Annotated in this window: 17 protein-coding genes; 8 read left to right on the forward strand and 9 right to left on the reverse strand. The window is 48.5% G+C overall.

The window, feature by feature from the left end; all coding sequences use genetic code 11:
* Window positions 1-227: 227 nt before the first annotated feature.
* The 4 genes from Pan54_RS25245 to Pan54_RS25260 all read right to left on the reverse strand — a co-directional run bounded on the left by Pan54_RS25245 (window position 228) and on the right by Pan54_RS25260 (window position 3,215).
* Window positions 228-905 carry a hypothetical protein gene (locus tag Pan54_RS25245; protein WP_207310220.1) on the reverse strand — a complete coding sequence of 226 codons (678 nt, stop codon included), beginning with the start codon at window positions 903-905 and terminating at the stop codon, window positions 228-230.
* A gap of 70 nt (window positions 906-975) precedes the next feature.
* Window positions 976-1,647 carry a hypothetical protein gene (locus Pan54_RS25250; protein ID WP_146506200.1) on the reverse strand — a complete coding sequence of 224 codons (672 nt, stop codon included), beginning with the start codon at window positions 1,645-1,647 and terminating at the stop codon, window positions 976-978.
* Entirely contained in the window at window positions 1,617-2,108 is a 492-nt protein-coding gene (locus Pan54_RS25255; RefSeq protein WP_146506201.1) for a DUF2752 domain-containing protein, read from the reverse strand. Before Pan54_RS25255 ends, Pan54_RS25250 begins: the two co-directional genes overlap by 31 nt.
* Window positions 2,109-2,375: 267 nt before the next feature.
* Window positions 2,376-3,215, reverse strand: coding sequence for an OmpH family outer membrane protein (locus tag Pan54_RS25260; protein WP_146506202.1), 840 nt, complete (start codon window positions 3,213-3,215; stop codon window positions 2,376-2,378).
* A 301-nt stretch (window positions 3,216-3,516) separates the two neighbouring features.
* On the opposite strand from Pan54_RS25260, the gene Pan54_RS25265 reads away from it, so the two are divergent.
* The 4 genes from Pan54_RS25265 to Pan54_RS25280 all read left to right on the forward strand — a co-directional run bounded on the left by Pan54_RS25265 (window position 3,517) and on the right by Pan54_RS25280 (window position 12,578).
* Entirely contained in the window at window positions 3,517-4,518 is a 1,002-nt protein-coding gene (locus Pan54_RS25265) for an NAD(P)/FAD-dependent oxidoreductase (RefSeq protein ID WP_165441976.1), read from the forward strand.
* Between the two features lie 121 nt (window positions 4,519-4,639).
* Window positions 4,640-6,274, forward strand: a complete 1,635-nt coding sequence (locus Pan54_RS25270) for an ArnT family glycosyltransferase (RefSeq protein ID WP_146506204.1) — start codon at window positions 4,640-4,642, stop codon at window positions 6,272-6,274.
* A 387-nt stretch (window positions 6,275-6,661) separates the two neighbouring features.
* Window positions 6,662-10,603, forward strand: coding sequence for an ATP-dependent RNA helicase HrpA (hrpA, locus tag Pan54_RS25275; protein WP_146506205.1), 3,942 nt, complete (start codon window positions 6,662-6,664; stop codon window positions 10,601-10,603).
* Between the two features lie 265 nt (window positions 10,604-10,868).
* The gene (locus Pan54_RS25280; protein ID WP_146506206.1) at window positions 10,869-12,578 is read left to right on the forward strand and encodes a SpoIIE family protein phosphatase; all 1,710 of its coding nucleotides are present in this window, start codon (window positions 10,869-10,871) and stop codon (window positions 12,576-12,578) included.
* Between the two features lie 21 nt (window positions 12,579-12,599).
* On the opposite strand, the gene Pan54_RS25285 is transcribed toward Pan54_RS25280, so the two are convergent.
* The gene (locus tag Pan54_RS25285) at window positions 12,600-14,048 is read right to left on the reverse strand and encodes a sulfatase family protein (RefSeq protein WP_146506207.1); all 1,449 of its coding nucleotides are present in this window, start codon (window positions 14,046-14,048) and stop codon (window positions 12,600-12,602) included.
* 169 nt (window positions 14,049-14,217) lie between these two features.
* Here Pan54_RS25285 and Pan54_RS25290 point away from each other — a divergent pair, with 169 nt between their 5' ends.
* The gene (locus Pan54_RS25290; RefSeq protein WP_146506208.1) at window positions 14,218-15,987 is read left to right on the forward strand and encodes an ATP-binding protein; all 1,770 of its coding nucleotides are present in this window, start codon (window positions 14,218-14,220) and stop codon (window positions 15,985-15,987) included.
* Window positions 15,988-16,047: 60 nt separating this feature from the next.
* Here Pan54_RS25290 and Pan54_RS25295 read toward each other — a convergent pair whose 3' ends face one another.
* Window positions 16,048-17,805 (reverse strand): HD-GYP domain-containing protein, encoded by a 1,758-nt coding sequence (locus Pan54_RS25295; protein ID WP_146506209.1) that lies wholly within the window; start codon window positions 17,803-17,805, stop codon window positions 16,048-16,050.
* 1,006 nt (window positions 17,806-18,811) lie between these two features.
* On the opposite strand from Pan54_RS25295, the gene Pan54_RS25300 reads away from it, so the two are divergent.
* Together Pan54_RS25300 and Pan54_RS25305 are read left to right on the forward strand one after the other, a co-directional pair.
* A complete protein-coding gene (locus Pan54_RS25300; protein WP_146506210.1) occupies window positions 18,812-19,201 on the forward strand; it encodes a RidA family protein in 390 nt (129 codons plus the stop codon).
* Between the two features lie 22 nt (window positions 19,202-19,223).
* A complete protein-coding gene (locus Pan54_RS25305) occupies window positions 19,224-20,330 on the forward strand; it encodes a D-TA family PLP-dependent enzyme (protein ID WP_146506211.1) in 1,107 nt (368 codons plus the stop codon).
* On the opposite strand, the gene Pan54_RS25310 is transcribed toward Pan54_RS25305, so the two are convergent.
* Window positions 20,325-21,413, reverse strand: coding sequence for a dipeptidase (locus Pan54_RS25310; RefSeq protein WP_146506212.1), 1,089 nt, complete (start codon window positions 21,411-21,413; stop codon window positions 20,325-20,327). The genes Pan54_RS25305 and Pan54_RS25310 overlap by 6 nt on opposite strands.
* A gap of 197 nt (window positions 21,414-21,610) precedes the next feature.
* On the opposite strand from Pan54_RS25310, the gene Pan54_RS25315 reads away from it, so the two are divergent.
* Window positions 21,611-22,945 carry an MFS transporter gene (locus Pan54_RS25315; protein ID WP_146506213.1) on the forward strand — a complete coding sequence of 445 codons (1,335 nt, stop codon included), beginning with the start codon at window positions 21,611-21,613 and terminating at the stop codon, window positions 22,943-22,945.
* Window positions 22,946-22,961: 16 nt separating this feature from the next.
* Here the strand turns inward: Pan54_RS25315 and Pan54_RS26500 are convergent, their stop codons facing one another.
* Together Pan54_RS26500 and Pan54_RS25325 are read right to left on the reverse strand one after the other, a co-directional pair.
* Window positions 22,962-25,325, reverse strand: a complete 2,364-nt coding sequence (locus tag Pan54_RS26500) for a S9 family peptidase (RefSeq protein WP_242631431.1) — start codon at window positions 25,323-25,325, stop codon at window positions 22,962-22,964.
* 286 nt (window positions 25,326-25,611) lie between these two features.
* On the reverse strand, window positions 25,612-26,991 hold the full coding sequence (locus tag Pan54_RS25325; protein ID WP_146506214.1) for a sulfatase family protein: 1,380 nt from the start codon (window positions 26,989-26,991) through the stop codon (window positions 25,612-25,614).
* Window positions 26,992-26,998: the final 7 nt, after the last annotated feature.

Raw genomic sequence — 26,998 nt, forward strand, 5'->3', positions numbered from 1 at the left:
GATAACTGTAGGACAGGCATTCTGCCGGCCTGGCTGATTTCAATCGAAAGAGTATTTCACAATAAAAATATTCTCACAAAATTGTATGCCAGGTTATTCAAGGAAATCCAATGTATCTATTGCTCATTTCATTGAATTGATGGTATTACCGAACTTGTCGAGTTTGTTGCTAATTCGATTTTTATTTTGGGTTATTGGTTGAACAGCAAAACAAATTAACTTGTAACCTACACGGCATCGGGAATATCGTCGCCGTTGAAGCGTTCGAAGAATAGCCAGCCGATTTCTTTACTGAGGCGGGAGAGGTATTCGCGTTTGAAAGTATCGAGTGACATTTCCGAAGTAGAACGTGGAGCTCGGATGGGGTACTTCGAATTGACTTCCTTGCTGTAGATCTTTTCACCGTAACCATCTTCATCCATCTCGATGACGCTGATGTAGTTTTCTGAACGTCCTCGATAGAGCGTTGTGCTGTTTTCTTCGTAGAGGTGGAAATCGTTCATGTCGATGTAGATCACATAGTTGCAGTCGAAGGCTTTGCCAATCTCTTCGGGTTTGTCCCAGTCGGGATGAGAATCGAGCCAGGCTTTGACCTGATCGGGATTGACGACTTTGATTTCATGCTCGACGAGTCGGAACGCGACATAGCGAGAAAGCTCGTGATCGATTTTGGGGAAGTCCCATTTCAGATTAGTTGGTGCGAATGCGACCACACAGACCGAGACTTCTTTGTCGCTCATCGACTTATTGGTCTGGACATCGAAATCGGGCTCAATGCTGGGAGGGCCTCCAATCAGATATCCGAGCAGAATGGCATAATTGCAGCCGGTTAAAGAGACTGCACCAATCAGAAAGGTGAGTAGAGTCGCTTTGCGAATGACGGTCATGAGACTGGAGTCACGCATAGTTATTTCCCGCAGGTGTTATAGTTAAGTCGAACAGAGAGGAGAATTGGAGGGGGCTTGAACACCGAAATTAATCGACGCTTTCGCTGGTGCGATAATCGTAGAAGAGGCGAGCCAGTTCGTCAGCCATGCGTTTGTTGAACTTCTCGGCGAAGGTTCGTTCCGACATGTTATCTGACGACATGGGGTAGTGGATGGGATACTGGCTTTTGTATTCGTGCTGGAAGATCAGGAAGGCACCACGGCCGGCACCTGTTTTTCGAGATTCATAGACGCTAACCATGCCGTGGGCATTTCCGCGATAGAAGTTTGGGCTGTTTTCCTCAAGATAAGCAACTTCATCAATCTCGATATGAATGATGTAGTCAGTATCGAATTCCTGAGCAATTTCGCTGGCATCATCCCAGACTCCGCCAATGCGACCCAGCCAGCCATCAACATCACTGGGGTTAACGCAATCAATTTCATGCAACCGGAACCGGCGATACATGCCATCGATAATATCACGTCCGACAGCTGAGTGTTCGGTTCGCAGGAATTCGGGTGTCGAGCAGACGACTAAAACCCGCTTTTCTTCATCAATCAGATCAACGCCCGTCCGCTGCTTAAATTGAGCCTTGATTTTGGGATCGCCCAAAAACATTTTGTTGGCCATCACGAGCAGAGAACAGCCGGACTGGCTCCCCACAATACAGATCGTGAGCAGGACCATCAGGACGCGAAGCCAATCCGCACGCCCCATTGGACGACCGAGACGAGCAGAAAACTGCTGAGCAGAATCAGTGCCCGATATTCGAGTTTGCGACGAGGCATCAGCTGGCCCGTCCAACTGCTGATCATTAGCCACGGAATCAGCAGCAGACAGATCATTGCCAGGTAAGTCGCTGCGATGTTGGCATGAATTGATTCGAAAATCCGACCGCGAACAAACCAGGCGAAGCTGGTCGTCATCCCGCAACTCGGGCAGGGGATTCCGAACAAAAATTGAATGGAACACGGAGGTAATCCCAACTGTTGGTGGGTGCCGAAACCTTGGGGAGACGGTTCAAGGAAATACGCCAGACAAAAGCCAGCGATCAAACCGCAGCCAAGAACGACAAACAGGATTCGAAGGAAGGGAGTCAGTAGGAAGGGAGCGGAATTCGGCGAAATTGGTGTAGGCCGAAGTTCCTTGGGGACTGGAGTTATATCGGGGGAAGACATTAGAGTCAAAAGCGGTTTTTCAGAGAGAAAATAAGACGATTCCGTGTCAGAATTACAATTCCCAACTAGCAAATACGCTTGAAAACAGGAATCTGGAGATCTGGCGAGCCGTGCCAGTTAAGGCACGGGTGTTCTCAGGATCATTATGCGTCTCTAGCGAAATCGCAGTCAGAGTTAACTCGGCTCGCCTTTTTATTTGGAAATGAACTCACTGGGGGCTGCGGTTCGCTACGAACCCAGCCCCCCTGCTTATCAATGAAAATGAATTTAATCTGTCGTTGCTTCTGGAGCCGGGGTCGATTCACTTGAGGTCGCTGCCGGCGGAGCCGGTGTTGAACTGGTTGTCGCAGGTTCCGGTGATGTTGTGCTGGCAGGAGGACCTGCGGGTGCTTCAGTTGTGGGTGTCTCAGTCGATGTTCCGGCTGGTTTTGGCGTTGAAGTACCAGCTGGGACTGCGGGCATTTCGGGCATCGAAGGCGTGGTGAGAGTTGGTGGCGGAGCAATTGGAGAGCCGGATTCCTGAGACATCCCGGGAATTCCCGGGATTGCTGATCCTTCAGGAGTCACTTCCGCATCCGCTTCGGCGATTTTGGCATTCATCCGCTCGACAACTTGAGCGGTGAGGTCAATAGAATCGGAATAAGCCAGGAAGAAGGGGGACTTGGCCATGATGAGGTCGTATTTTCCCTCTTCAGCCAGTTCCAGACAAATTCCTTTGATCTGCTCCTGAATTTGTTGAGAGATCGTCTGTTGAAACTGTTGCAGATTCTGGTTTGTCTGATTGGTTGCCCGCTGGTTTTGAGCGTTCAATTCATTGAAAAAGGCTTGCAGTTCCTGCTCTTGTTCCGGAGTTGGAGTTTCTCCAAACTCTTTTCGTTTGGCGGCGAACTGATCTTCCAGTTGCTTCTGAAACTCGGCCAGTTTCCCTCGAATCTGAGCTTCGCTTTGCTGAACGACCTGAGAAATATCCTTATCGAGTCCTGTTCCCTTTAAGACTTCTTCGAAGTCGACAATTGCTACTCTTTGACCAGCAGGTTCAGAACCACCACAACCAGCCAGAATGCCACAAGCTAAAGTCAGTGAGAGGAAGTTAAAAACGCGAATCATATTCCGGATGCCTTTCTCGCGGCCATTTATTGTAATCGGAGAGCTAAATTGATTGAGGGATGCATCTTAACAGACAGGATCTCATCCCAATCAAGTAGAGTATTCCTCTAAATTTACGTCAAATCGAGTAATATTGTTGGAGTGTAATGGGAATTCCCGAGTTTTGCAGCAAAGTCACAGCGGAAATATCCAGTTTATCGCTCAGATTAACTAGAATAGAAAGTCCTCAGCTTCTTCATTTTTGCTTAGGAAAGTAAAAAGAAGCTCAATGCGAGATGAGAATCCAAGTTCAGGAGTTGCTGTGAAGTCGAAGCACGTTGCGATCATCGGAGCCGGTTTGTCTGGTTTGACTTGTGCACGAGAGCTGGCCAGCAAAGGGCATCGAGTTACGCTATTCGATAAAGGTCGCGGCGTATCCGGGCGGATGTCTGTGCGACGAACTTCCGATCCGTCATTGCAATTTGATCATGGTGCTCAATATTTCACCGCCCGGCATCCTGCTTTTCAGCAGCAGGTCGAGGAATGGATGCAACAGGATTTTGTGACCATTTGGGAAGGGCCGTTTGTCAGCTTGGAACAGGGGCAGATCTCAGAAGCGCCCGGACAGGGCCCTCGCTATGTCGGTAATCCCGCCATGAATGCACTTTGCAAAGCCTTGGCAAATGACTTGGAGATTCGTTGCAGTCAGCGGGTTTCTCAGTTCATTCAAACCGGCTCGGGCTGGCAGATTGTCGCTGAAGACCTCTCTTCTAACCAATTCATCGAACAACCTGAAGTTTTTGATCACATCGTTTTGGCAATTCCTCCAGCTCAGGCGATCAACCTGCTACCCGAGAATTCCAGTCTCCATAACGTATGCAATACGGTGATTATGGATCCGTGCCGCTGTGTGATGCTCGCATTTGAGTCTTCACTATCTGTCGAATTTGGAGCCGCATTCGTTCAGAATTCCCCACTGCGCTGGATTGCCTGTGAAAACAGCAAGCCGGGACGAAATTCTCGATACGAATGCTGGACGCTGCACGCTTCCTCCGAATGGTCTCAGGAATATCTCGATGCCACACACGAAACGGTTTTACCAATATTACTCGACGCTTTCACAGCAGCACTCGGAAAATCCTTACCTGAACCGGTCCACGCCAGCACGCATCGCTGGCTGTATGCGATTCCGAGAAATCCACTTTCCGAAGGAAGTTTTCAGGATTCCGAGAATCAAATCACCATTTGTGGCGACTGGTGTCACGAAGCTCGTGTCGAGGGAGCTTACATGAGTGGGCTTTCTGCAGCGGATCGGATTCTATAAAGTTCGCAATACAAGCACGAAGCGCAAGCGAGTGTGTAATTAAAGTCGTTTAGACACACTCGCTTGCGCTTCGTGCTTGTAAATAAATAACACTCTTTCACGAATCAAGTTGGAATCTTTCTTGTCTGCCAGTTGTCCCATTACGAAAATCTGTCCCATTGTTCGTGCAGAGATCCTGTTCGTGATTGGGATTTCGCTGCTGGCAATGCTTCTTCGCTGCTGGGATCTGTCGGCGATTGCGGTCGAACATTTTGATGAAGGCGTTTACGCATCGAATCTGTGGTTCACTGCTGATGAGGGGTATCGCTACCCGGATCGTCACCTTTATGCACCCCCTTTATTGCCGACTTTAATTGAATGGTCGCTCCTGATTTTTGGTCAGGCGAGTTGGGTTCCTGCGTTGCCAAGTCTGGTGGCGGGGATCTGTACAATTCCGCTCATCTGGTGGATGGGTCGTAAACTTGGTGGACCGCTATGCGGTCTCTCGGCCGCGATTTTGCTGGCCACCAACGATGTGCATATCCTGTACTCGCGGACTGCTTTAACGGAAGCAGTCCTCTGCTTTTTCATGCTGCTTTCGGTCTCGCTGGCGCATTGCACCTGTCTGGAACAAAACGCAGAGGCTCGCTTTTCCAAACGCTCGATCATGCTCGCTCTGCTCAGTGGTTTAATGGCTGGTCTGGCGTGGCTAACAAAATACAACGGCTGGCTATCGCTGGCCGTCATCATTTCCGGCAGTACCGGCTGGGCGTTGTTTTCGCGTTTACCGTTGAGACAATGGAAATGGTTGATCCTGCACTGGCTTTTGATCGTCGGTGTCGCATTTTTCCTCTGGCTGCCTTACATGATTTCGCTCGATGAATTCGGAGGCTACTCGGCAGTGGCCGCCAATCATCGACAATACTTCGGTGGCCTGGGCGAGTGGCTACCGGCTTTGCAGTGGCAGATTTTTAATCAATATGAGTTATCGAGTTGGACGAGCATTGCAGGTCTGCTCTGTGTCGGATTTCTGACCTGGAACCGTTCAGCATTGGTACGAATTATCCCGGCGATCAATACAAAAATGATTTCTCCGAGTGGTTGCTGGTTGCTGGCCAGTTGGTGTATTGGTCTGTCGGTTGCGATTCCGCTTTATCATGCCTACCCCCGGCTGGTAGTGCCCTGGTGGATTGGAATTTGTCTCCTGGGAGGCTTGATGGCTGCTAAACTCCCCGTAGTACAGGCTTCCAGCCTGTCTAATTTACAAACAGAAAAGCAAACAGGTTGGAAGCCTGTACTCCCTTACTTTGGTTTTATCATCTTAAGCTTGTTGACATTGAGCGGACCGATCATGCAGGCTCCTGCCTGGGAGAATCGCACGGAACTGAAATCAATCGCTGAAAAGGATGTTCAGCGAGCTGGCGTAATTGCCCAACTGGCTGGATTTCGTGAGAACGAGGTGATTTTTTATGTTTATGGCGAACCTGCCATTTTTTATCACATCTCTGCTCAGAACCGACTGGTCGGACCGATCGGGCATCTCGATTTCGCTTTGCCTGCTGCCAGAAATACAAAAGTTCCGACGTTTCTTATCACTGGCCCTCATGCGGAAGAATCAAGTTTGTTTCACGAGCAATGGGAGAAACTTGGGAACGAATTTGAACTGATCAAAACAGAACAGGCACCTTCCAGCAGATTCGTGCAATTGAACAATGAAAAAGTAATACAACAATCAGAACCCGATTCGTATCGGCTTTACCAGTTGAAGTCTCTTTGAATCAGCAATTTGATGACTGACTTACATCTTTTTCCATGTGGTAACCGGAGTTTATTCGAGATCAGATATTGTATCCTGAAGGCTAAGTTAGCGGATCACGAAACTCAACTTACGAATTGAATTACTAAAAACAGTTTTTGAATTTGAAATTAAACTTCAAAAATTACGGAAAAGATTTTGAGAAAGATTAAAACCACAGAGGCACAGAGGACACTGAGAAATTTTCGGAAAGATCTGGTAAGGCAAAACAATCAAATTCTTTGTAAGCCTTGGATTTTAAGACTTCTCCGTGTCCACTGTGCCTCTAAATTAAATATTCATTTTTATTATGTGTTCTTATTTATCCGGCTTTCAAATTGAACTTGGTATAGTTCCCTCCAATCCTTCATGAGTTTTAATCCCCAACAATACGAATCCCAACTCGAAGAGACGATGTTCAGTGATCGGCATCGGCTGCGACAGCGATTGCGCCAATTGAAACGGGCCAAGAAGAATGAAAAACGATTCGAGTCTGACTTGTCGATGCTGGTCAAGCAATTAGAAACTTCCTGCGAACGGGCTCAGCAACGCCGGCTCGCATTGCCTCAGCCAAAATTTGCTGACGACTTGCCAATCAATAGCCGCGTCGAGGAAATCAAATCGGCGATTGAAAAACATCAGGTTGTGATCGTCTGCGGGGAAACCGGCTCTGGAAAATCGACTCAGCTGCCGAAAATCTGCCTGGAGATGGGGCGTGGTGTTTATGGAGTGATCGGACATACTCAACCCCGCCGCCTGGCGGCCCGTTCCGTGGCGACACGCATTGCCGAAGAGTTGGGAAGTTCAGTCGGTGAATATGTCGGTTTTAAAATCCGATTCACGGATACCACTCAGCCAACCACATACATTAAGCTGATGACCGATGGCGTGATGCTCGCTGAAACGCAGCGGGATCGGTTTTTGAATCAGTACGATACGATCATCATCGATGAAGCTCACGAACGCTCGTTGAATATCGATTTCCTGCTCGGTTACATCAAACGGATATTGCCACAACGTCCGGAACTTCGACTCATCATCACCTCTGCCACGATTGATGCCGCTCGATTCAGCGAGCACTTTACGATTGATGGTCAGCCTGCTCCCGTTCTTAATATTGAAGGACGAACCTACCCGGTTGAGTTGCGATATCGTCCGCCAGAAAAAGATGAAGAATCGGGCGACTTCGACTGGCGAACGGCACTGACGAATGCCGTCGATGAAATTTCGCTGGAATCGCAGGGTGATATTCTCGCCTTTCTGCCGACAGAGCGGGAAATCCGCGAAGCTGCCAAAGTTCTGCGTGGTCATCTGACGCGAACTCTGGGGACGCGACGGACTCTCGAAGTCTTGCCCTTGTATGGACGACTCTCTGAAAAAGAACAGCAGAAGATCTTTCAACCTCATGGAAATTCCCGCATTGTGCTGGCGACAAATGTGGCTGAGTCGTCTTTGACAGTACCGGGAATCGAATCGGTGATAGATCTCGGGACGGCCCGCATCAGTCGCTACTCGGCTCGATCAAAAATGCAGCGACTGCCGATTGAGCCGGTCTCAAAAGCATCGGCCAATCAACGCAAAGGGCGTTGTGGACGTGTCGCCCCGGGCATCTGCATTCGGCTCTATTCAGAAAAAGATTTCGACAGCCGCGAAGATTTCACGCCGCCTGAAATTCAGCGGACAAATCTCGCACAGGTCATTCTGCAGACAATCTCTCTGAAACTCGGAGCGATTGAGCAGTTTCCATTTCTCGATCCGCCTCGCGGGGGAATGATTCGTGACGGTCATAAAACCCTGTACGAACTCGGTGCCATCGATGATCAACAGCAGTTGACCGAGATTGGACGTCAACTGGCTCGATTGCCGGTCGATCCTCGAATCGGCCGCATGATTCTGGCTGGGCACGATGAGCAGTGTCTGAATGAAATTCTGATTATCGCCAGCGTGCTCGAAATTCAGGACCCTCGCGATCGACCAGTTGAGTTCCAACAGGCAGCCGACAAGGCTCACGAACCGTTCCAGCATGAGTCCTCTGACTTTTTATCGTATCTGAAACTGTGGGATTTCTATCTGCACATCAAGCAAGACCTTTCCAATTCCAAATTTCGGCATGCGTGTCGCCAGAATTTTCTGAATATGAATCGTCTCCGCGAGTGGAGCGATATTCATCGTCAACTGCTGCAACTGGTGCGTGAAGCCAACTTGCCGGTCGAGAAACGTCGCGATAATGAAGATGCCATCCATCGAGCTTTGATGACCGGACTGCTTTCGAATATTGCTTTTCTCGACGATAAAAAAGAATACGTCGGCTCAGGCGGGACCAAACGATTTCTCTGGCCCGGTTCGGGATTATTCTCGAAGAAGCCAAAATGGGTGATGTCCGCCGAAGTCATCGAAACCTCACAGCGTTTTGCACGAACTTGTGCTCGGATCAACCCGGCCTGGATCGAACCGCTTGCGAAACATCTTGTGAAGTTGACACAGAGCGAGCCGCATTGGGATCGCGATGCCGGGGCGGCTTTGGCGTGGGAAAAAGTCACCCTGTTCGGAATGACCATCATTCCCCGCAGACGGGTTCCCCTCGGACGAACCGATCCCGATCAGGCTCGGGAACTGATGATTCGCGATGGATTGACATTGGGCGAGATCGACACTCAAGGCGATTTCCTGGCTCATAATTTGCAGGTGATTGAAGAAGTGCGAGGTTTGCAGGCAAAGGTTCGTCGACAGGATTACGGCACCCTCGAACAGACAATTATGGAATTTTATGAAGAAAAAATTCCGAATGAAATTTACGATGTTGCCCGCTTCGAAAAGTGGCGGAAGTCAGCCGAGGAGCAGAAACCAAAACTGTTGTATCTGGATGTCAATGATTTCATCGAGCATGAAGAAGAGTCGCTCGATCGCCAGAAATTTCCCGATGCTCTCGTATTCGAAAATTTGCGATTACCGCTCTCCTATCAGCTTCAACCAGGTGAAGAGGAAGATGGCGTTACGGTGACGGTTTCGCAGTCGCAACTGCCACACCTACAACAGGCTTTACTCGACTGGTTAGTTCCGGGTTTGCTGGAAGAGAAAATCGCTGCACTGATCAAGTCGCTGCCAAAATCGGTCCGCACAAAACTAGTCCCTGCTCCCGATACCGCTCGCGAAGTCGTCGCAAAAATGAAATATGGACAGGGAGCATTTCTGACCACCGTCGCAGAATCGTTAACACGAATCGCAGGAGAATCGGTCGCTCCCAATGATTTTGATCTGTCTGCTCTGACGGACTATTTGCGGATGAACATTCGCGTGACCGATGAATCGGGGGCCATTCTCGGTTCGAGTCGCGATCTTGATTTACTCAAGAAGAAGCACGGTCTGAAAATTCAGACAACTTCGAATTCCTCTGCTCCTCAAAAACCAGCAGGACCTGCATTTGAGGTTTTGGCAAAGGAGTCGAAATGGCATCGCGACGGCTTAACGACTTGGGATTTTGAAGACCTGCCTGAGACGATTACCCTTTCAAGAGGGGACTACGTTGTAACCGGTTACCCGGCTCTGTTCGATGCGGGACAACATGTGAATCTTCGCGTTTTTCCGACCTCCGAACGAGCAACTGCTGCAACACGGCAAGGCTTGTATCGGTTGTTTCTGAAAGAATCGCAATCGAAGGTAAAGCATCAGGTCGATCATTTTCCGAATATCGAACAACTAGAAATGCTGGGGACTGCTCATCAGCCTTTTGAAAAATTACGGGGACAATTGATACTTCTGATCGCTGCCCGGGCTTTTGCAGCAACTTCGGGACTGCCGCGAACTCAGGCGGAGTATCGTCAATTTCTAACGACGGCGACGAATCGGATTACTGTCGCGGTTCAGGATGTTGCCAACGTAATTGGCCCAATTGCGAAGTTGTATCGGGAATTGATCAAAGAAATTGAAGTTTTGAAGGCTCCCTCTTGGCGATATGCTCAACAGGATATGCGACAACAACTCGAACTGCTCTTCCCTGCCAATGTGCTAACCACACAGCCTTGGGAAGGATTGATGCACTACGAGCGATATCTCCAGGGCATGAAAACTCGAAGTGAGAAACTGAAGAATGCCGGTCTCGAAAAAGATCGTCGGGCATATTCAGAACTTGAACCCTACTGGCGACGCACGATTGAAGCTGTCACTTCAAAGCAGGCCAATAATCCCGAAGTAATTGCTTTCCGGTGGATGGTTGAAGAATACCGGGTCTCACTGTTCGCTCAGCAGCTGGGAACATCGCAAGCCGTTTCACCGAAGCGATTGGATCGTCAGTGGAAAAAAGCGACACGATAACGGCCAGCGGAAGCTTAATAAATCAGGGTGGCGGGGGCGCTCTCGAAGAGAAGCCCCCGATATGCTGAACTTTCGGGGGCTTCCGCTAAAGCGGAGCGCCCCCGCCACCCCAGAGTGATTTTATCATGCTTCGTCGATTCCTCCGAAAATAGCAAAATTCAAGCATCTCGCAGAGGCTGTATGAGTGGCATTTGCAGGGAGTGGTTGAGAAACGGTAGAATAGATTGATGGAATTATTGGGGCTGGAATAGGAGCAGGGGGTATTGTGGCATTTTTGCGTGTTGTCCAGGGGAGTCGCCCCGGTGAGTTGCACGAGTTGCTTAGCGAGAGAATCGTGCTGGGACGACATCCGAGTTGCGAGGTCGTGCTCGATAATGCCGCGATCAGCCGTCAACACGCCCGGTTAATTCGTCAGGGAACAAACTTCGTCATAGAAGATTTGGGCAGCAGGAACGGCACCCATGTGAACGGCAAGATGGTTTCAGGCTTGCAAAAGGTGGCGAACCGGGATCGGATTCGTATTTGTGATATTGTGCTCGAATATCTCGATGAAATCCCAATGATCGATGCGACGATGGCTGATGAGCTATCGTATAACGACCCCCGTGGTACACATCCAGGTGGACAGGCCACGGTCGAGCATGTAGGCGAATTCGATCATCTGGAATCCTCCTCATCGATTATTACTTCACTGAATGCAGGCAGTATCAGTCGCCGCCTCGATGTTCGTCCCGAAGTTAAACTGCGAGCTTTGCTCGAACTGAGCAGTCTGTTCAGCCGAACTGTGGATGTTTCCACGGTCATGAAGAAGACACTGGATTGTTTGTTCCGACTTTTTCCACAATCGGAAATGGGACTGGTTCTGCTCACAAATGCTCAATCAAAAGAGCCAATCGTAAAAGCGGCACGAAATTCCAAGGGCGAGGTTTCACTCGATCAGAAATTCAGTTCCACTGTTTTTCGGCAGACGATTGAAAGTCTATCAGCCATTCTCAGTGAAGATATGGGAGATGATACTCGCTTTCGAGATAGCGAGTCTGCTTCGATGCTTGAAATCCGTTCGATGATGTGTTCGCCACTCACAGGAGGTGAAGGTTCGGCTTTCGGAGCCATTCAGTTAACGACAAAGGACTTGAAGAAACCGTTCAATCAGGATGACCTTGATTTGTTTGTGAGTGTCTCCTGTCAGGCAGGGTTAGCGATTGAGAATGCTCACATGCATGCCGAGATTGTGCATCGTCGGGAAATGGAACGGGATCTCGAAGTCGCGACTCAAATTCAATTGGGATTTCTGCCGAATAAAAAGCCCTCTTTCCTTGATTTTGAATTCTGGCATTTCTACCAGGCTGCTCAACAGGTGGGTGGAGATTACTTCGATTATGTGCGTCTGCCTGATGGTCGTTTAGCGATCGCCGTGGGGGATGTTTCCGGCAAAGGAGTTCCTGCGGCTCTGCTGATGGCCCGGTTGTGTTCAGCCGTCCGTTATCACTTGGTGGCTCAGAAGTCGGTTGCCAGAGCACTCACGGAATTGAATCGGGAATTGCTGGAGAGCAGTCTGGGGTTTCGGTTTATTACCCTGGTAATTGTTGTTCTGGAACCAGGATCGAATACAGCTGTCATTGTGAATGCGGGGCATTTGCCACCCGTTATCCATCACAAAAAAAACAGTGAATATCTCGAAGGAGATTACTCGGGATTGCCGCTCGGTGTTGGTGGAGACTTTGAATACCAGCAAACTACCCTTGAGTTATCACCCGGTTCTTCAATGTTGCTTTACACCGATGGCATCACGGAGACGGAAGATTCTCAGCACAATTTGTACGGCAGAGAGCGACTGCTGCTCGCTCGTCCCAAAGGATCGTTCACTCCCGAGCAACTCGTCAATTACGTTCTAAACGATACCGTTGATTTCAGCGGAGGCCTGCCGCAACGAGACGACCGCTGCGTCGTCGCCTTCAAGTACTCGCCGACATAAATTAATTGAGGACAGGGGACTCTATTCTCTTTTTCTGATACCTGGTCCAAACAGATGCTGACCCTGTTTTGCGGCTTGAATCGCTTCATGAGTATCCACGGGGATTCCAGGATCTTCCTGAGAGTTCATCCAGGATTCCAGTTCACTTTTCAGGAGTTCTTTTTCCTTGGTGAATTGGGACTCTTCTGCCAGATTCGTCATTTCATAAGGGTCGGAAGCGGTGTGATAAAACTGTTCTTTTGGTCTGTGGGTGTAGCGTTTGACCAATTCATAAGTGTGTGGGTTATTCCAGGCGGTGAACACCCAGGTTGGCCAGTATGGATTATTTAATTTTCCTTGAGTCTGCTTACCCATTAAATGTTTTTCAATGTAAATTTCATCCGGCAGCAAGTTCTGGATGTATCGATATTCTCCATCGCTGATGGTGCGAATCGGATAAGCGGGGCCCTCGGGAATATTATTGTGAATTCCGAAAACGTATTTACGATGCTCTGTTTTTTCTCCGAAGAGCACTTCCTTAAAGCTCGTACCATCAACTGCTGAGATCGGTTCTGCATTTGCCAGATCCAGGATGGTCGGAACGACATCTGCATATTGTACCAGTGCGTCTGTCCGTTGATTTTCCGGAACCCTTCCGGGCCAGCGGGCGATTAGAGCGGTATGCAATCCGGTGTCCCAGTTGGTCCACTTGTTCCCTGGAAACTGAGAACCTTGCTCGGACGTGAACAGGACAAGAGTTTCCTCGGTGAGATTGAGTTGTGCCAGCTCAGCCAGAATTTCTCCGACCTGACTGTCCATATAAGTGATTTCTGCTAGATATCGTCCATAGTCCTGTCGCGTGACGAGTGTATCGGCCAGAGTTGGTGGAAGTTCGATTTTCTTAGGCGGATACTGACTCGCATCCCCCATCACCCAGGGAACGTGGGGATCGACCAGTGCAACAACCAGACAAAACGGATTCAAATTGTCTCGGCTCATAAACTCTGAAATGCCAGCCAGAGAATGTTGCTGAGTCGGATCTCGAACGCAACTCGGATCAAATCCCTCGATATGCTCGAACGGGAACACGGAATTGGGTTTGACATGAACTTTGCCAGCAATGCCAACACGATAGCCGAGAGGCTTCAGGTGTTGTGGCAGGCTGATCACTTCTGGTCGACTGGCCGAGTGATTCCAGGCACAGCCATTACTCATCGGATAGAGCCCGGTAAACAATTCCGCTCGGCAGGGCTGGCACATTGCTTCTGCCAGATAGGCCTTATTAAAGGTTAATGATTCCTTAGCGAACTGATCCAAGTGTGGTGTTTTCGCATTTTTCCCGCCGTAAAGCGGTAAGTCGTTGTAGGTACAGTCATCTGCCATGATAATCAGAACATTGGGGGCTGCCCCGACTTCGACTGGCTGGAATGCTTGCAAAATGCTTAAAATGCATCCAAGAGCAGAACAAAGAAAACGACATCTGACTGGCATAATGAGCACCTTGTCGACATGCTGAAAAGATAGGATCTAGAAAAGATGAGATCATGATTGTTTTGGGAAGAATGAAAAACCTTCTCCAGAACTCACATTGCAACAAAGTTCAGCCTCTGAAACAATTCCGGTGTCAATATTTATGAGATTAAGTTTCTAATATACACGCATGTCTTATCGCACAATAAAACGGTTGCTTGGTGAAACGAGCCTCGAACGGAAATGTCGATTTCTGTTTGGAGGTGGTTTGATGCTGTTGATTTCTGGCAGCTTTTATTTTTATGCGCAGTTGAATGCCAGTATTATTGAGAATCAAAACAAGGAGACTGCTCAACTTCTGGTCGCGCCAATCATTATGGAAAAGCACTGGAAAGCGGTCGATGTTGGGGATGAGCATCTCAATTCCATTGAAGAGATGGCCAGTTTTTTAAAGCCTGTCGAAATTCAAGATTATCGCTGGCGATTGCTGAAGTCCGATCCCACAGCCGATGCCGCAGATCGCCCCAGCGATCCTTTAGGATACGAGGCGCTATCCCGCATTCGCGCTGGCGACTCCGAATTCATTTTGACTTTACCAGACAAGCAGGAGTATCGATATTACGCGGCTGTTAAAGCCTCTAAGTCCTGCCTGACCTGCCACTATCATCAGCGACCGAATGCTGCTGAAGGGGACCTGCTGGGGATGGTGAAAATTTCTCTTCCGCTGGCCAAAACAAAAAGTCGTCTCGCAAAGAATAATGCCATTCTGATTGCCATGGCCATCGTCACATCATTTCTGGCCATGGTGGCGGCGTATGCCATTGTCCGCTATGTGATTGTGAAGCCCGTTCTCTACTTGAAAGATATCAGTGATGAAATTGCACGAGGCACCCTCGATTTGCGTGCAGACATTCGCACCGGCGATGAATTCGAAGAATTGAGTCATGCTTTCAACCGGATGTTGCGCCACCTTGTGACAGTGCAGGATGAATTGAAAGATGCCAACTCGAATCTCGATAATAAAGTCGACGAACTGGCTCGGGCGAATCTGTCACTTTTTGAAATGAATAAGCTGAAAAATGAATTCCTGGCAACGATGAGCCACGAACTGCGTACGCCCCTGAACAGCATTTTAGGATTCAGCGATGTACTCAAATCTGCTTCCAACCTGGAAGATAAACAGAAGCGGTATCTCGAAAACATTTCGACTTCCGGTCAACGGCTGTTGTCATTGATTAACGACATTCTTGATCTGGCAAAAATTGAAAGTGGTAAGATGGAGATCCATCCTGTCCGCTTTTCGATTGAAGAAATTGTCGAGCAACTCTGCTTGAGTATCTCGCCACTGGCTGATCGCAAGAATATTGAAATGACCTGGTTTTGTGCTGAGGATTTGCCACCATTGCACCAGGACTCAGGCAAAATTCAGCAAATTTTGACAAACCTGCTCTCCAATGCAGTCAAGTTTACGCCGGAGGGAGGTCGCGTGCGGGCTGTGGTGACTCCGATTTGTTTAACAAGTGGAGGCAATGCCTACGATAACGATTCACTTCAAAATCATCAGGAGTTGATACAGATCAGTGTTGCCGATACGGGCATCGGAATTCCGCTGGCCGATCAGGAGCGGATCTTCGAGAAGTTTCGACAGGCCAAGCACATGCCAGGTCAGGATAATTTGTTAACGCGTGAATACGAAGGAACAGGACTTGGACTTTCGATTGTCAAGGAACTATGCAAACTGCTTGGCGGTGAAGTGACTGTTGAGAGTGAGTTCGGCAAAGGGAGTGTGTTTGTGGTTCGACTTCCCTGTGAGGTTACACCTCAGATGAAGTCTTCCAATGAGGAGGATTCCCTCGAGTATCAGACGATCGAACGGACCCGTCAACGCGTACAACAAGTGGTCGATCAAGCCAACGAACTCAAATCTAAGAAAATCGATCAGACTCGAGATGCAGGATAATATTAACGGACTTTCAGGAGAAGATTTCTCCGGAAGTCAAGAAGTCTTATTCGCCTGCTGTCAATTATGATTTGGCGATCTAAACACCTGATTCCGCAAGAAGAGAGTTGTTTCCTCCATGTCGTAGCGCAATTCCTTAGGCTCTTCAAATGCCTGACGATTTGAGGTTGTTGTCTTGATTGCAGACAGCAGGGGATCGATTCCAAGCGATGTGGATTGGAACCCTCTTTCTATATTCATATTCCCCTGGTGGTCAACAAACGGCTTTGAATCCTGACTGGCAATTTTATGCATGTCGTCAAGGATACGAAAAAACGCATCAACAATTTCGGCATCCCATTGCCGGGAACGTCCATTCAGAAGAATCTCCTCTGCTTTTGCAGCTGGCATGCCTTTGCGATATGGTCGATCACTCGTCATCGCGTCATAGGCATCAACAACAGCCAATATTCGAGCTGCGAGTGGGATATCGTTGCCTGATAACTGATATGGGTAGCCTGTCCCATCCCAGGACTCATGATGATGCAACACGCCCGGCAAAATGTGCTGAAGTTGCCCCAGATGTTTGAGAATTTCGTAACCGAATTCAGGATGAGCTTTAATTTCGGCAAATTCTTCGGCTGTCAAACCTCCTGTTTTCAATAAGACCTTATCGCGGACTCCAATTTTACCAATATCGTGTAACAGGCCTGCCAGATAAATTTTCTCGCACTCGTTTTCTGTGAGACCGTATTCTTTTGCCACTGCCCGAGCCATCTGAGCGACTCGGTCACTGTGCCCCCAGGTATATTTGTCTTTGGTATCAATGGTATTAACCAGAGAGCGTACCGTACCAAGCAATAACTCCTGTTGTTCATTGAGTAGTTTCTGATTGTGGGCATGTGTGGCAAGCACACTGGCTGCCGACTCCATGAGCAAGGCCGTTCGTTTATCAAACTGCCTTTCCTGGATGACGGCATCCCAGGGAAATTCTCTTTGATTCATTGTATGAACCGAACTAATCGCGATCATCCAACCATAACAGCGACGGGCACAAATTGCAGGGACAATCACAATGGACCTTGCCTGTTGGGCTGAGCATCCTGACAATCCTCTAAAGTTCAAATCGATATAGGTTTCACAATGAGAATTGATCCCAGCCACTTCCAGTATTCGAGCAATGTCATTTTCATGAATTCCGGGTACTCCAATCGAAAAGATGCGATTGGCGTCTGCGGAATACGCAGTCGATTGATTTCTCAACACAAGAACCAGTGATTCTGCATTGAGAATTGTTTTGAGTTGATGCAGTGCCTTATTGGCATTGGAAGTCAATTCTGCGGTCGTTTCATGAAAGGCCAAATTTTCGACAAGAGTGCGATACCAGTCTAATTCCACATCACCAATCAAAACCTGTTCGCTGTAGTGTTCGAGCATAAGATATTGCTGGCGATTGAGCCGACTTAAATCGAGCTGCTCAATTAGCAGATTGATCATAATGTCCAGATTGGGAATAGATCTGGTCGGTAGAATACCAACGATAATCTGACGAATGACGCTACGAGATTCAATCGGAATGACAACCAAAGAATCATTCGAATCTATGGAGTGTGTTGCATAAGCTGTTTCTGCGGAAACTGAACTTAATGCGTTGGAGATTGTTTCATCCTGTGGATGGCTCGAGGATTGCAGGAAATCGTCATTCTTCCAGGCGCCGGCATGCCACAGTCTGGTTTGAAAGTTGGAACGGAAATTGTCTTCGATCCATTGCACGCAAAAATTGACATCGCATGCGGGAATACTCAATTTCTGATGATTGTTATTTGCGTCGTTGTCCATCGTGTTAACGATCCGGCTGGAAATCTATCCCATACAAACCGATGAATTCGGTTTGCTGCCGTCTCATTAAACAATGCTGGTTTCGTGTCTGAACGTTCTACCTTTGTTAATTGTATAAGCGGCAATTTAAATGTAGGACACGAATCCTCTGAGACACTCTGCTCAGATCATTTCACACCCACCAGGGCTTATTACCGAACCGAAGTATTCAGAAGATGACGATTATCCCAATTGCAGACCCTGTTTTCGTGAGGGATATCCCTTTGGCTAATGCCTTTTCATGACTGGGCTTGAAATCTGAGATCGATTGTGGGTTTATCACTAATTACTGAAGTTTTGCGAAACGCCCCTTATTTAATAAGAACCACGGCTGGACCCAGCGAGGATCTCTTCTCAACCTGTTTACGTTTTTGATTATTCAACCGCAAAGACGACAAGTGATCAACAGAAATGAAAATGATTTGAGTTGATCAGGTTGTTTCCACCACGAAGGTACAAAGAGATTTAGGAAACATGAAAATCAAGAACAAAAGATCCTGATGAACCCGAGTTCATATTATTACATTTAAAGTAGTGCTCTGCCGAGCTTTAAAGGTCACGCTCAAATCGTTATTCCGCAGTCAGTTTGACTGCTCCTCGATTTTGAACTTACACGACATTTTCGAGAGCTGGAATAGTAGGTTGCGTTTATACGTACCTTTCCAGTCTCAAACTCCGTACCCACAAGTTCGAATGAATTGAAGTACGAGTTTCGCTATCAATAATATCAATGAACAGATCGACTCAATATCAGAGGATTCGAAAAGTAATCGTCACATCAAAGAAAATCAATGGACTGTTTAAGAAAATCTGAACGGATTGGAACGGGTTTGCGAGGAGAACAGATTTCGAAATTGGGAGATAAGCTCGCTGGGCAGCATAGAAACTTGGTTTGGTCGTTGATACCATTTTATCTCGATCATGACGACATTAATCAGAATCTGCTCAAACAATTGAGGACATCCCCATGAGTCAGCCACAGGTCTCCTTCCCCAGTAATCCTGAAACACCTACCTCTCATTTGCCATACAGTCCATGTGCGGTCGTCGACCGTGTTGTGTATGTCTCCGGGCAGGCTTCGGTCGATAAAACCGGGAAAATCATTTCCGATACATTTGAAGCGGAATTCCGGCGATCTATCGAAAACATGCGGAATGTGCTCGCTGTTGCCGGGTGCGATTTGAAAGATGTAATCCAGACACGCAATTATGTACGAGACGAGGAAGATCTCGTACTTTACAATCAATTGTATGCGGAATATTTCTCCAAACCCCTGCCAGCCCGTGCCACTCTCACAAACTGCCTGCCGTCAACCATTCGTTATGAAATCGAATGCATTGCCGTTATTCCAGAATAATTGAATCGATTGAGGGCCTGCGATGACTGACTGGTATACGGTCTCCAATGCAGCGGAGATTCCATCCCCTGCATTGCTTATTTATCCTGAGCGCATCAGGCAGAATCTGCAACTGATGATTGAAATCGCAGGTGGAGTTGAAAATTTACGACCTCATGTGAAAACTCATAAGCTTCCGCAAGTTGTTCAACTCAAGCGTGAACTCGGCATTGAGAAATTCAAGACATCGACAATAGCCGAAGCGGAAATGACTGCTGCTGCAGGTGGAAAAGATGTGCTGCTTGCCTACCAACCCGCAGGACCTGGCATTCAACGGCTGTTGACTTTAATTCTCCATTTTCCACAGACAAAGTTTTCGACGATTGTCGACGATGCCGAAACCATCAGACAGATTGGCCAGCAAGCCACTGAAGCAGGACTGGAAGTTCCCGTCTATCTGGATCTGGATGTGGGAATGCATCGGACGGGAATTACTCCGGGAGAAGGGGCACTGGAGTTGTATCGCCTCATCACACTGACAAAAGGTGTCATCCCTGCCGGTCTTCATGCGTATGATGGACACCTGCACGATCCCGATGAAGCAAAATTAACTGAGGTTGCCAAGCAGACATTTCAACAAGTCATCCATTTCAGATTGCTACTCGAGCAGGCAGGTTTGATCGTACCGGGAATCGTGGCATCCGGCACTCCGACCTTCCCAATTCTTGCGCAGTATACTGATGTTGAAGTCGGATGCGGCACCTCTGTTTTGTGGGATTTCGGTCAACCAAAGTTGAGTCCGGATCCAGGTTTTCTCAATGCCGCAGTCCTGTTGACGCGTGTTATCAGCAAGCCTCAATCCGGCTTACTCACTCTCGACCTGGGACACAAAGCCGTCGCATCAGAAATGTCGCATCCCCGTGTGCAACTTTTTGGGCTTGAAGAAGCCGAGGTCGTCGTTCACAACGAAGAACACCTGACGCTGAAATCACCACGTGCAAACGAGTATCACGTTGGAGATGTCGTCTATGGACTCCCCAGGCATATTTGTCCAACGGTCGCACTGCACCACGAAGCGTGGGTTGTGCGGGATCATCTGGCCACTGAATGTTGGGAAATTGTTGCCCGGAAACGCAAAATCACTCTATAACGCGTTTGGCAAAACTTTTCGAAACAGTCGCAACCAGTTCCCGCTGAAGATCTGTTCAATATCACTTTCTTTGTAGCCCCGCTGATCCAGCAGTTCGGACACACGCTGCAGGTCTTTGATGCTCTTTAAGTCGGACGGTGTCTGTTCTGTACCGAAACCGCCATCGAGATCGCTGCCGATTGCGGCATGATCGGCATTCCCTGCCATCTGACAGACATGATCGATGTGATCGATCATCGAATCGAGTGTCAATCCTTCTGGTGTCGTCTTCCCGATCGTCCACCCTGACCGCAACATCCAGGCATCACAGGCTGTTCCAATAACACCATCTCTATGGATGAGCTTTTGGATTTGATCATCACTCAATTGGCGATCATTCGGAACGAGCGTTCGGCTGTTATGATGACTGGCCCAAATCGTTCCTCCGAACAGTTCGAACGCTTCCTCCATACTGCGATCGCACAAGTGAGTCACATCCAGACCCATCTTGAGACGGTCCATCTGTTTCAGTAAGCCTCGGCCATCGGCAGTGAGAGGTCCATCTACTGCCGTCCCGCCGGCGTAATGACTGTGTCCATAATGAGCGGGTCCGATTGCGCGCAGACCCTGCTGGTGCCATTCTTCCAACTGATCGGGATTCAAAATCGGATCTGCCCCTTCCATCGAAAGAATGATTCCAATTTTATGACAGGACTTTTTGGCACATTCGGCAACGTGTTTATCAAAATCCTGCTGTGTAAGTATTAGTCGAATTTCTCCCTGCTGTTCCCACCAGCGATAACAGGCCAGTTGAGCATAGCCCGCGGCATAGGAACCGATGCGGGTTGTGTAATCGAGATCCGTTCTGGAATATGCCAGTTTTCTGGAGAGAGCCGGTCCACTTCTTGCCAGTAATGTGCCGAGACACAAAAATATTCCCGCTTCACGCATTTCTGGAAATGTGACCGTCGCATGTTCACGGTACGAAACATCAGTCATTCCCTCTTCAGCGGCATTCATCTCGGATAAAGACAAACACAAATCCCTGTCGTGGGCAGCCGCATTCCAGGCCAAGTCCAAATGTGCATCGACGAGTGGTCGCATAATGATTTCCAATTGGTGTGGTGAAGTATTGTGTTGTTTCTGTTTTCGGAAGCAGCGCTGAAGAAATTGTGGTGAGGGTTGCAGAGGTATTAACCACAAGAGTAATCTGCTTAGCGATAGACCGCAAATGAAACTCTATCCGGAATCGAATGCTCAATCAGATTCCACAGACTCTATCCACAGTTATGGTGAAGTGAATGTCAGCAAGTCCAGAGTTCGACTCGGCCGTGAAGTCCAATATCCGATACCGAATTCTGATCGTCTGCTTTGGAATTGCGTTTCTACTTTATCTGGACCGGGTCTGCATTGGAGAGATTGTCAAAACACAACAGTTTCTCACGGATACAGGACTCTCTAAAGAACAAATCGGTCAATTCCTCGGAGCATTCTTTTTTAGCTACGCTCTTTTCCAGGTGCCCGCTGGCTGGTTGAGTGATCGCTTTGGTGCCCGGATGATGCTCACCATCTATGTGGCCGCCTGGTCGGTCTGCACAATGATGACGGGCGTGGTCGGTACTTTTGCAGGGTTAATGATTGCTCGCATCGGTTTTGGCATCGCTCAGGCGGGAGCATATCCGACGATGAGCGGGACCGTTCGTCGGTGGTATCGTTTTTCACGCCGGGGCCAGGCGAGTTCCCTGGTTTCCTTCGGGGGACGATTGGGAGGAACACTCGCCCCTTTTTTGACGGCAATGCTGGTCATCTCATTGGGTGGCTGGCGCGAAACATTATGGCTTTATGGAATTGTCGGACTTGGAATCGCGATTGCCTATCGCTGGATCATCCGCGACACTCCTGCTTTGCATCCGAAATGCAATTTACAGGAGCAGGAGCATATTGGAATTCCAGTCGACGTCCGCAAGCCTGAACTTCGTGAAATTCTCCCGATACTGGGAACCTGTTGCCTGAGTTTGAGTTTATGGCTCAATTCGATCGGTCAGTTTTTTATCAATGTTGGCTGGGCTTTTCTAATTACATGGCTCCCGACATTTCTCAAAGATCGCGGCGTTGATGACACACAGGGTGCGATCATGGTGACAGCAATCCTGGCTATGGGGATGGTTGGGCAACCGATTGGAGGGTGGGCGACTGATGCAAGTGTGCGTCGGTTTGGATTGAGAATAGGACGAGTGTTGCCAATTTGCCTGGCCAGTCTGGTCGCTGGCTGCTCCTACATGGCGTGTGCATTTCTCGACTCTCTCTGGGGTGTCGTTGCCTGTTGTGCGGTCGTTTCTTTGATGGTGGATATCGGAAATCCATCCACCTGGGCTTTCATGCAGGATGTTGGAGGACGGAACACCGCAACAATTTTTGGATGGGGCAATATGTGGGGAAATTTTGGAGCCGCACTCAGTGCCATCATGGTTCCCGTCTTGTTGACTTACGGAACATCGAGCGGATCAGGTGAAAAACTTGTCTTTCTAGCTTGTGCGGGTGCGTTTTTCATTGCGGGACTGGCAGCGATGGGCATGGATGCTACGAAACCAATTGAAGCGAAACCCCACTCAGAAGAAGACGTGGTGACAAATTAAAAACCGATTGCACAACTTATTCCGAATTCTTTTTGGGAGTTGGCTTTAGGAAGAGCTGGAAGAAATCATAAATGATTTCGTTGGAATCGGCATTGGGGGAGTGGTCGGGACGGTTGGTCATTGCGACACGGTTTTCATAGCCGAGGACACGGTTCACTTCAATCAGATGATTGAGAGCCGTCCAGCGTTCGACAGGATCTTCCGCTCCTCCTGAAACTAGAACAGGGCGGGGAGCCATTAACGCATGCAGTTCATGCAGATCGTGTCCACTTTTCATTAATTCGGAATATAAACCTTGCGCGGGATTGTCCTTAGTAATTAATCCCCGCTTCCTCCAGGGCTTGGGATGGTATCCCAGATACCAGGGTTCCCAGTAGTTAATGCTTGGTCGAGTATTGTCAAAAACAATTCCAGGATCGGACCAGGCGGCACAGGCAAATTTATCAAATAGACAAGCGGCGAACATCGCCCACTTGCCTCCAAAAGAATGCCCGACTATGCCGATGCGCTTCGAGTCAATCCCTTCATGATCCGCCAGTACATACCACGCATTGGCGGCTGCGTAACCGAGCATGGAAAGCGGTTGAACGGTTGCATGTTCAAGATCCGGGTAATACAGAGAATAGGTCCCTGCCTGACTCGCTTCTGTCGTTCCAATCGAGAGTGAAGCGATGCCACGGCGGGCTAACTGCAGGGAGAAATCTCGATTGGGCTTTCCTTTTCCAATAGCAGTTTCTGGCTCATAAAAAACAGAGATCACCGCCGGATGAGGACCTGGCCCTTCTGGTATTAACAGATAGCCGATCGTCTTTTCGTTGGGTGTCCATAAAAATCGAATCTGATGTTCTATAAAATTCTCCCGCGTTGTTGAAGACAAATATTCCACTTCGGGCTCAGTAATTAAGGGAGGCCACTTGCCAAGCATCTGTTCCCATTCGGACTTGATTTCACTCCGTCGCTGCTGCCATTGTTCGGGAGTTTTTACCCGTGAACTATCTGATCGAATTAGAGGCGATTGATACTCGCCCAATTGAGACTGCAATCTTGCAGGAGGCTGAAAATAAGGTTTAATCAATTCTCCTGGTGCATGCTCGCTTTCCTGCGATGTTCCTGCGACCAGTTGATTTGGTTCTTTCCATTTCACTTTTGCGACAAACAGACTGTTATCGCTGCCATATTTTTCGATGCCGATTGGCTGCATCCATTCCGTGACCGTCACCCAGGTTTCCCCAGGTGATACATCAACGACACCAAAATTCCCTAATCTGGCTCCTCGTTCAGGAACAAGGATCTGTTCGGTTGCACGTATCACTTGCAGTTTCTCAGGATCGACTTCAGCAATAAACAGTGGAGCCCGATGCCGGAACACATGATCGTTCTCTGCACCACGGCGAGTATAAACCAGAAAGAGTTTTTCATGATGTGTCACCCAGTGTTGTTGCGTGTTGTAATTCCCCAGATCACTGCCATCGTCGAATGTCCATTTTCGTTCGGGCTCAAAATGCAATCCATCCGTACTGGTACTCACATAGCCAGCTTCATCATTTCGCATAGTCAGAAAATATCTGTTCTGAAACTTCGTCAGAGACGGTTCGTAAAGACCACGCTTGACTGGAATTGTCAGCTCGTTGCCATGCTCTACATACTCAAGTTTTTCACCATCAAAACGACAGCGAATGATTGCAACCGAATATTGAGTTTGCTCTGGTTCCTTGAAATAGCAGGGAACCAGAACATCCCCGCCCGGCAAATCGACTCGCTGCGTACTGCCCGAACCGGCTGACTGAAATTTCTTTTCATCAGGCAGAGAGATCACTTTCCAGGGATTCCAGCCTTTTGATTGTTGATCATAAACGGCATAAGCAATTCCCCGTGGGCGAGTATGCATGACTCGCCCGTTCCGATACCACACAGTATGACCGATTCCGAGCAATCTCTGTGTCGCGACATTCCACATCGGAGTGAAATCACAGACGGTTGTCTGATCGCCCGGCTGTAAAAGTTGTGGAGCAATTTCTGCTCCTTTCGGCAACGATTGATTTTCGTCTGATGCTGCAACTGTTTGTCGTTTGAAAGCCGACTGAGGATCAGGGTCTGTCCAGGTCGCTCCCAGATCATCCGTTCGCATTTCATGCAATTCATAAAACAGATCGGATCCACTCAAAAGCAACTTCTGCAACGTCATCACGACTAAAGGCTCAGAAGAATTTTCGCCAGCCACCTCAGCAGGAATTGCTCCGGCACGAGCATGCACCCAGCACGTCTTCCCATCAAATCCGCTAATGGCAGTGGAACGCTCAATTTGATAGAAGTCTTCTTCACCTCTGGCAATAGAAAACATTGACAGAAACAACACGCTTATCGTGAAGAATCGTTTCACGTGGCAACCTCTTTGATGATCTCAGTGAATAGGAACGATGCCGCGACATCACTTCCTGATTGTAGAGCATTTTTGTCATCAATCCCAAAGGATGCCGCAAAATTCTTGAACCTAAGAATGAAATACTTGTTCAATGAAATCCATTTAAAAAATAAGAACCGCAGATAAACGCAGATTGACGCGGATGCAAAATATCTGCGTTTATCTGCGTCCATCCGCGGTTCATTTTCAAAATCAGGAGTTGGTCAGGCACAGCATGACCTCTCCCCCAACACGATCTGCGGTATCACTCAATCTCAGAGATTTCCTGATCGAGCGCATTGCGGAAGCGATTAAGCAGCGGTTGCATATCTGGCAGAACTGCGAGGTCATTTTCTTCCAGAGGATCTGCTTCGAGATCGAAAAGCTGCTCTGTGGGAGGATCGGTTTCGACATAACGCACGTAGGACCAGCGTTTCGTGCGGAGGCCTTCAGACTCAGGAATCGTTTTGATGGGAACGCGATGTTCATAAACGAACGAATTTCTCCAGCTGGGATCGCCGTGCTTCAACAGGGGAAGCAGGCTCTTACCCTGAACTTTGGCGGGGATGGGCAAACCAGCCAGATCGAAAATTGTCGGAGAAATGTCAATATTGAGGACCATTTCCGAGCGACGCTTATTTCGGTCTCTTTCAGGCAGCCGAGGATCGAAAATGATCAGCGGCAGCCGAATCGATTCCTCATGCATGTACCACTTCCCAGCCAGTCCACGATCTCCCAGATAGAACCCGTTATCGGAGGTGTAAATGATGACCGTATTTTCTGCAAATCCCTTTTCTTCCAGTTTTTTACGAATCGCCGCGACGGTTTCGTCCAAGCCGGCAATGAGTCGGTAATAGTCTTTGATCGACTTCTGAAATAATGCGGGATTTTCGAAACGGACATGCCAGCGTGTGCGAGCCTCGGAGGTTTTCAGAAATTCGGGAAGTCGGTTGAATTGATCTTCGGAGGCGAGTGGGGGAGCCGGGATTTCAAGGTCGCTGTACATGCTGTTGTATTTGGGATCGGGCTGGAATGGCCAGGGATCCCCATCCTGACAATGAGCCGCTTTTGAATAAAGCTGCAGCATAAAGGGTTGCTCTTCACTGCACCCATCCAGGAATTCGAGGGATTGATCCCGCATGATTTCCGTTAAATGCTGGGAAGCCCCCTGAGGGCCATTCGGAAAGTATTTGCTCTGACCGGGAAAGCCTTTCCAGTAGTCATAACGGTCGACTGGCAGCTTTCCCCCAATGCCCCATTTGCCAATCATGCCTGTGCGATAGCCGTTGTCCCGCAATTGCATCGGAAAGGAATTATCAAGTTGTTCGGGAGTGTACGAGGTTCGAAAGTCGTTGATGCCATGTCGTCGTGCGTATTGCCCTGTCATATAAGTCGCACGACTGACCGCACAGATAGAGGTCGTACAGAACATATTTTCGAAAGTCACTCCCTCGCGCGAGAGCTTATCAATGGCGGGAGTCTGTATGATCTCGTTTCCCATGCAGCCCAGAGAATCCCAGCGTTGGTCATCCGTCAGAATAAAAACAATATTCGGACGATCTGCCGCAGCAACTGGTTCAATTGGCAGGAGATGGATGAGGGCAATCAGAGAAAGACAAATGGCTTTGAATATCGAACCTGGCATTGAATAC

It is taken from the genome of Rubinisphaera italica, assembly GCF_007859715.1.
GTDB lineage: Bacteria > Planctomycetota > Planctomycetia > Planctomycetales > Planctomycetaceae > Rubinisphaera > Rubinisphaera italica.

What these genes read in the sequence shown, in the direction of transcription:
- Pan54_RS25300 (WP_146506210.1), top strand. Translation starts at nt 18,812, where the DNA reads ATGAGTCAGCCACAGGTCTCCTTCCCCAGTAATCCTGAAACACCTACC.
- Pan54_RS25255 (WP_146506201.1), bottom strand. Translation starts at nt 2,108, where the DNA reads ATGTCTTCCCCCGATATAACTCCAGTCCCCAAGGAACTTCGGCCTACA.
- Pan54_RS25250 (WP_146506200.1), bottom strand. Translation starts at nt 1,647, where the DNA reads ATGGGGCGTGCGGATTGGCTTCGCGTCCTGATGGTCCTGCTCACGATC.
- Pan54_RS25305 (WP_146506211.1), top strand. Translation starts at nt 19,224, where the DNA reads ATGACTGACTGGTATACGGTCTCCAATGCAGCGGAGATTCCATCCCCT.
- Pan54_RS25310 (WP_146506212.1), bottom strand. Translation starts at nt 21,413, where the DNA reads ATGCGACCACTCGTCGATGCACATTTGGACTTGGCCTGGAATGCGGCT.
- Pan54_RS25295 (WP_146506209.1), bottom strand. Translation starts at nt 17,805, where the DNA reads ATGGACAACGACGCAAATAACAATCATCAGAAATTGAGTATTCCCGCA.
- hrpA (WP_146506205.1), top strand. Translation starts at nt 6,662, where the DNA reads ATGAGTTTTAATCCCCAACAATACGAATCCCAACTCGAAGAGACGATG.
- Pan54_RS25290 (WP_146506208.1), top strand. Translation starts at nt 14,218, where the DNA reads ATGTCTTATCGCACAATAAAACGGTTGCTTGGTGAAACGAGCCTCGAA.
- Pan54_RS25315 (WP_146506213.1), top strand. Translation starts at nt 21,611, where the DNA reads ATGTCAGCAAGTCCAGAGTTCGACTCGGCCGTGAAGTCCAATATCCGA.
- Pan54_RS25245 (WP_207310220.1), bottom strand. Translation starts at nt 905, where the DNA reads ATGCGTGACTCCAGTCTCATGACCGTCATTCGCAAAGCGACTCTACTC.
- Pan54_RS25285 (WP_146506207.1), bottom strand. Translation starts at nt 14,048, where the DNA reads ATGCCAGTCAGATGTCGTTTTCTTTGTTCTGCTCTTGGATGCATTTTA.
- Pan54_RS25260 (WP_146506202.1), bottom strand. Translation starts at nt 3,215, where the DNA reads ATGATTCGCGTTTTTAACTTCCTCTCACTGACTTTAGCTTGTGGCATT.
- Pan54_RS25325 (WP_146506214.1), bottom strand. Translation starts at nt 26,991, where the DNA reads ATGCCAGGTTCGATATTCAAAGCCATTTGTCTTTCTCTGATTGCCCTC.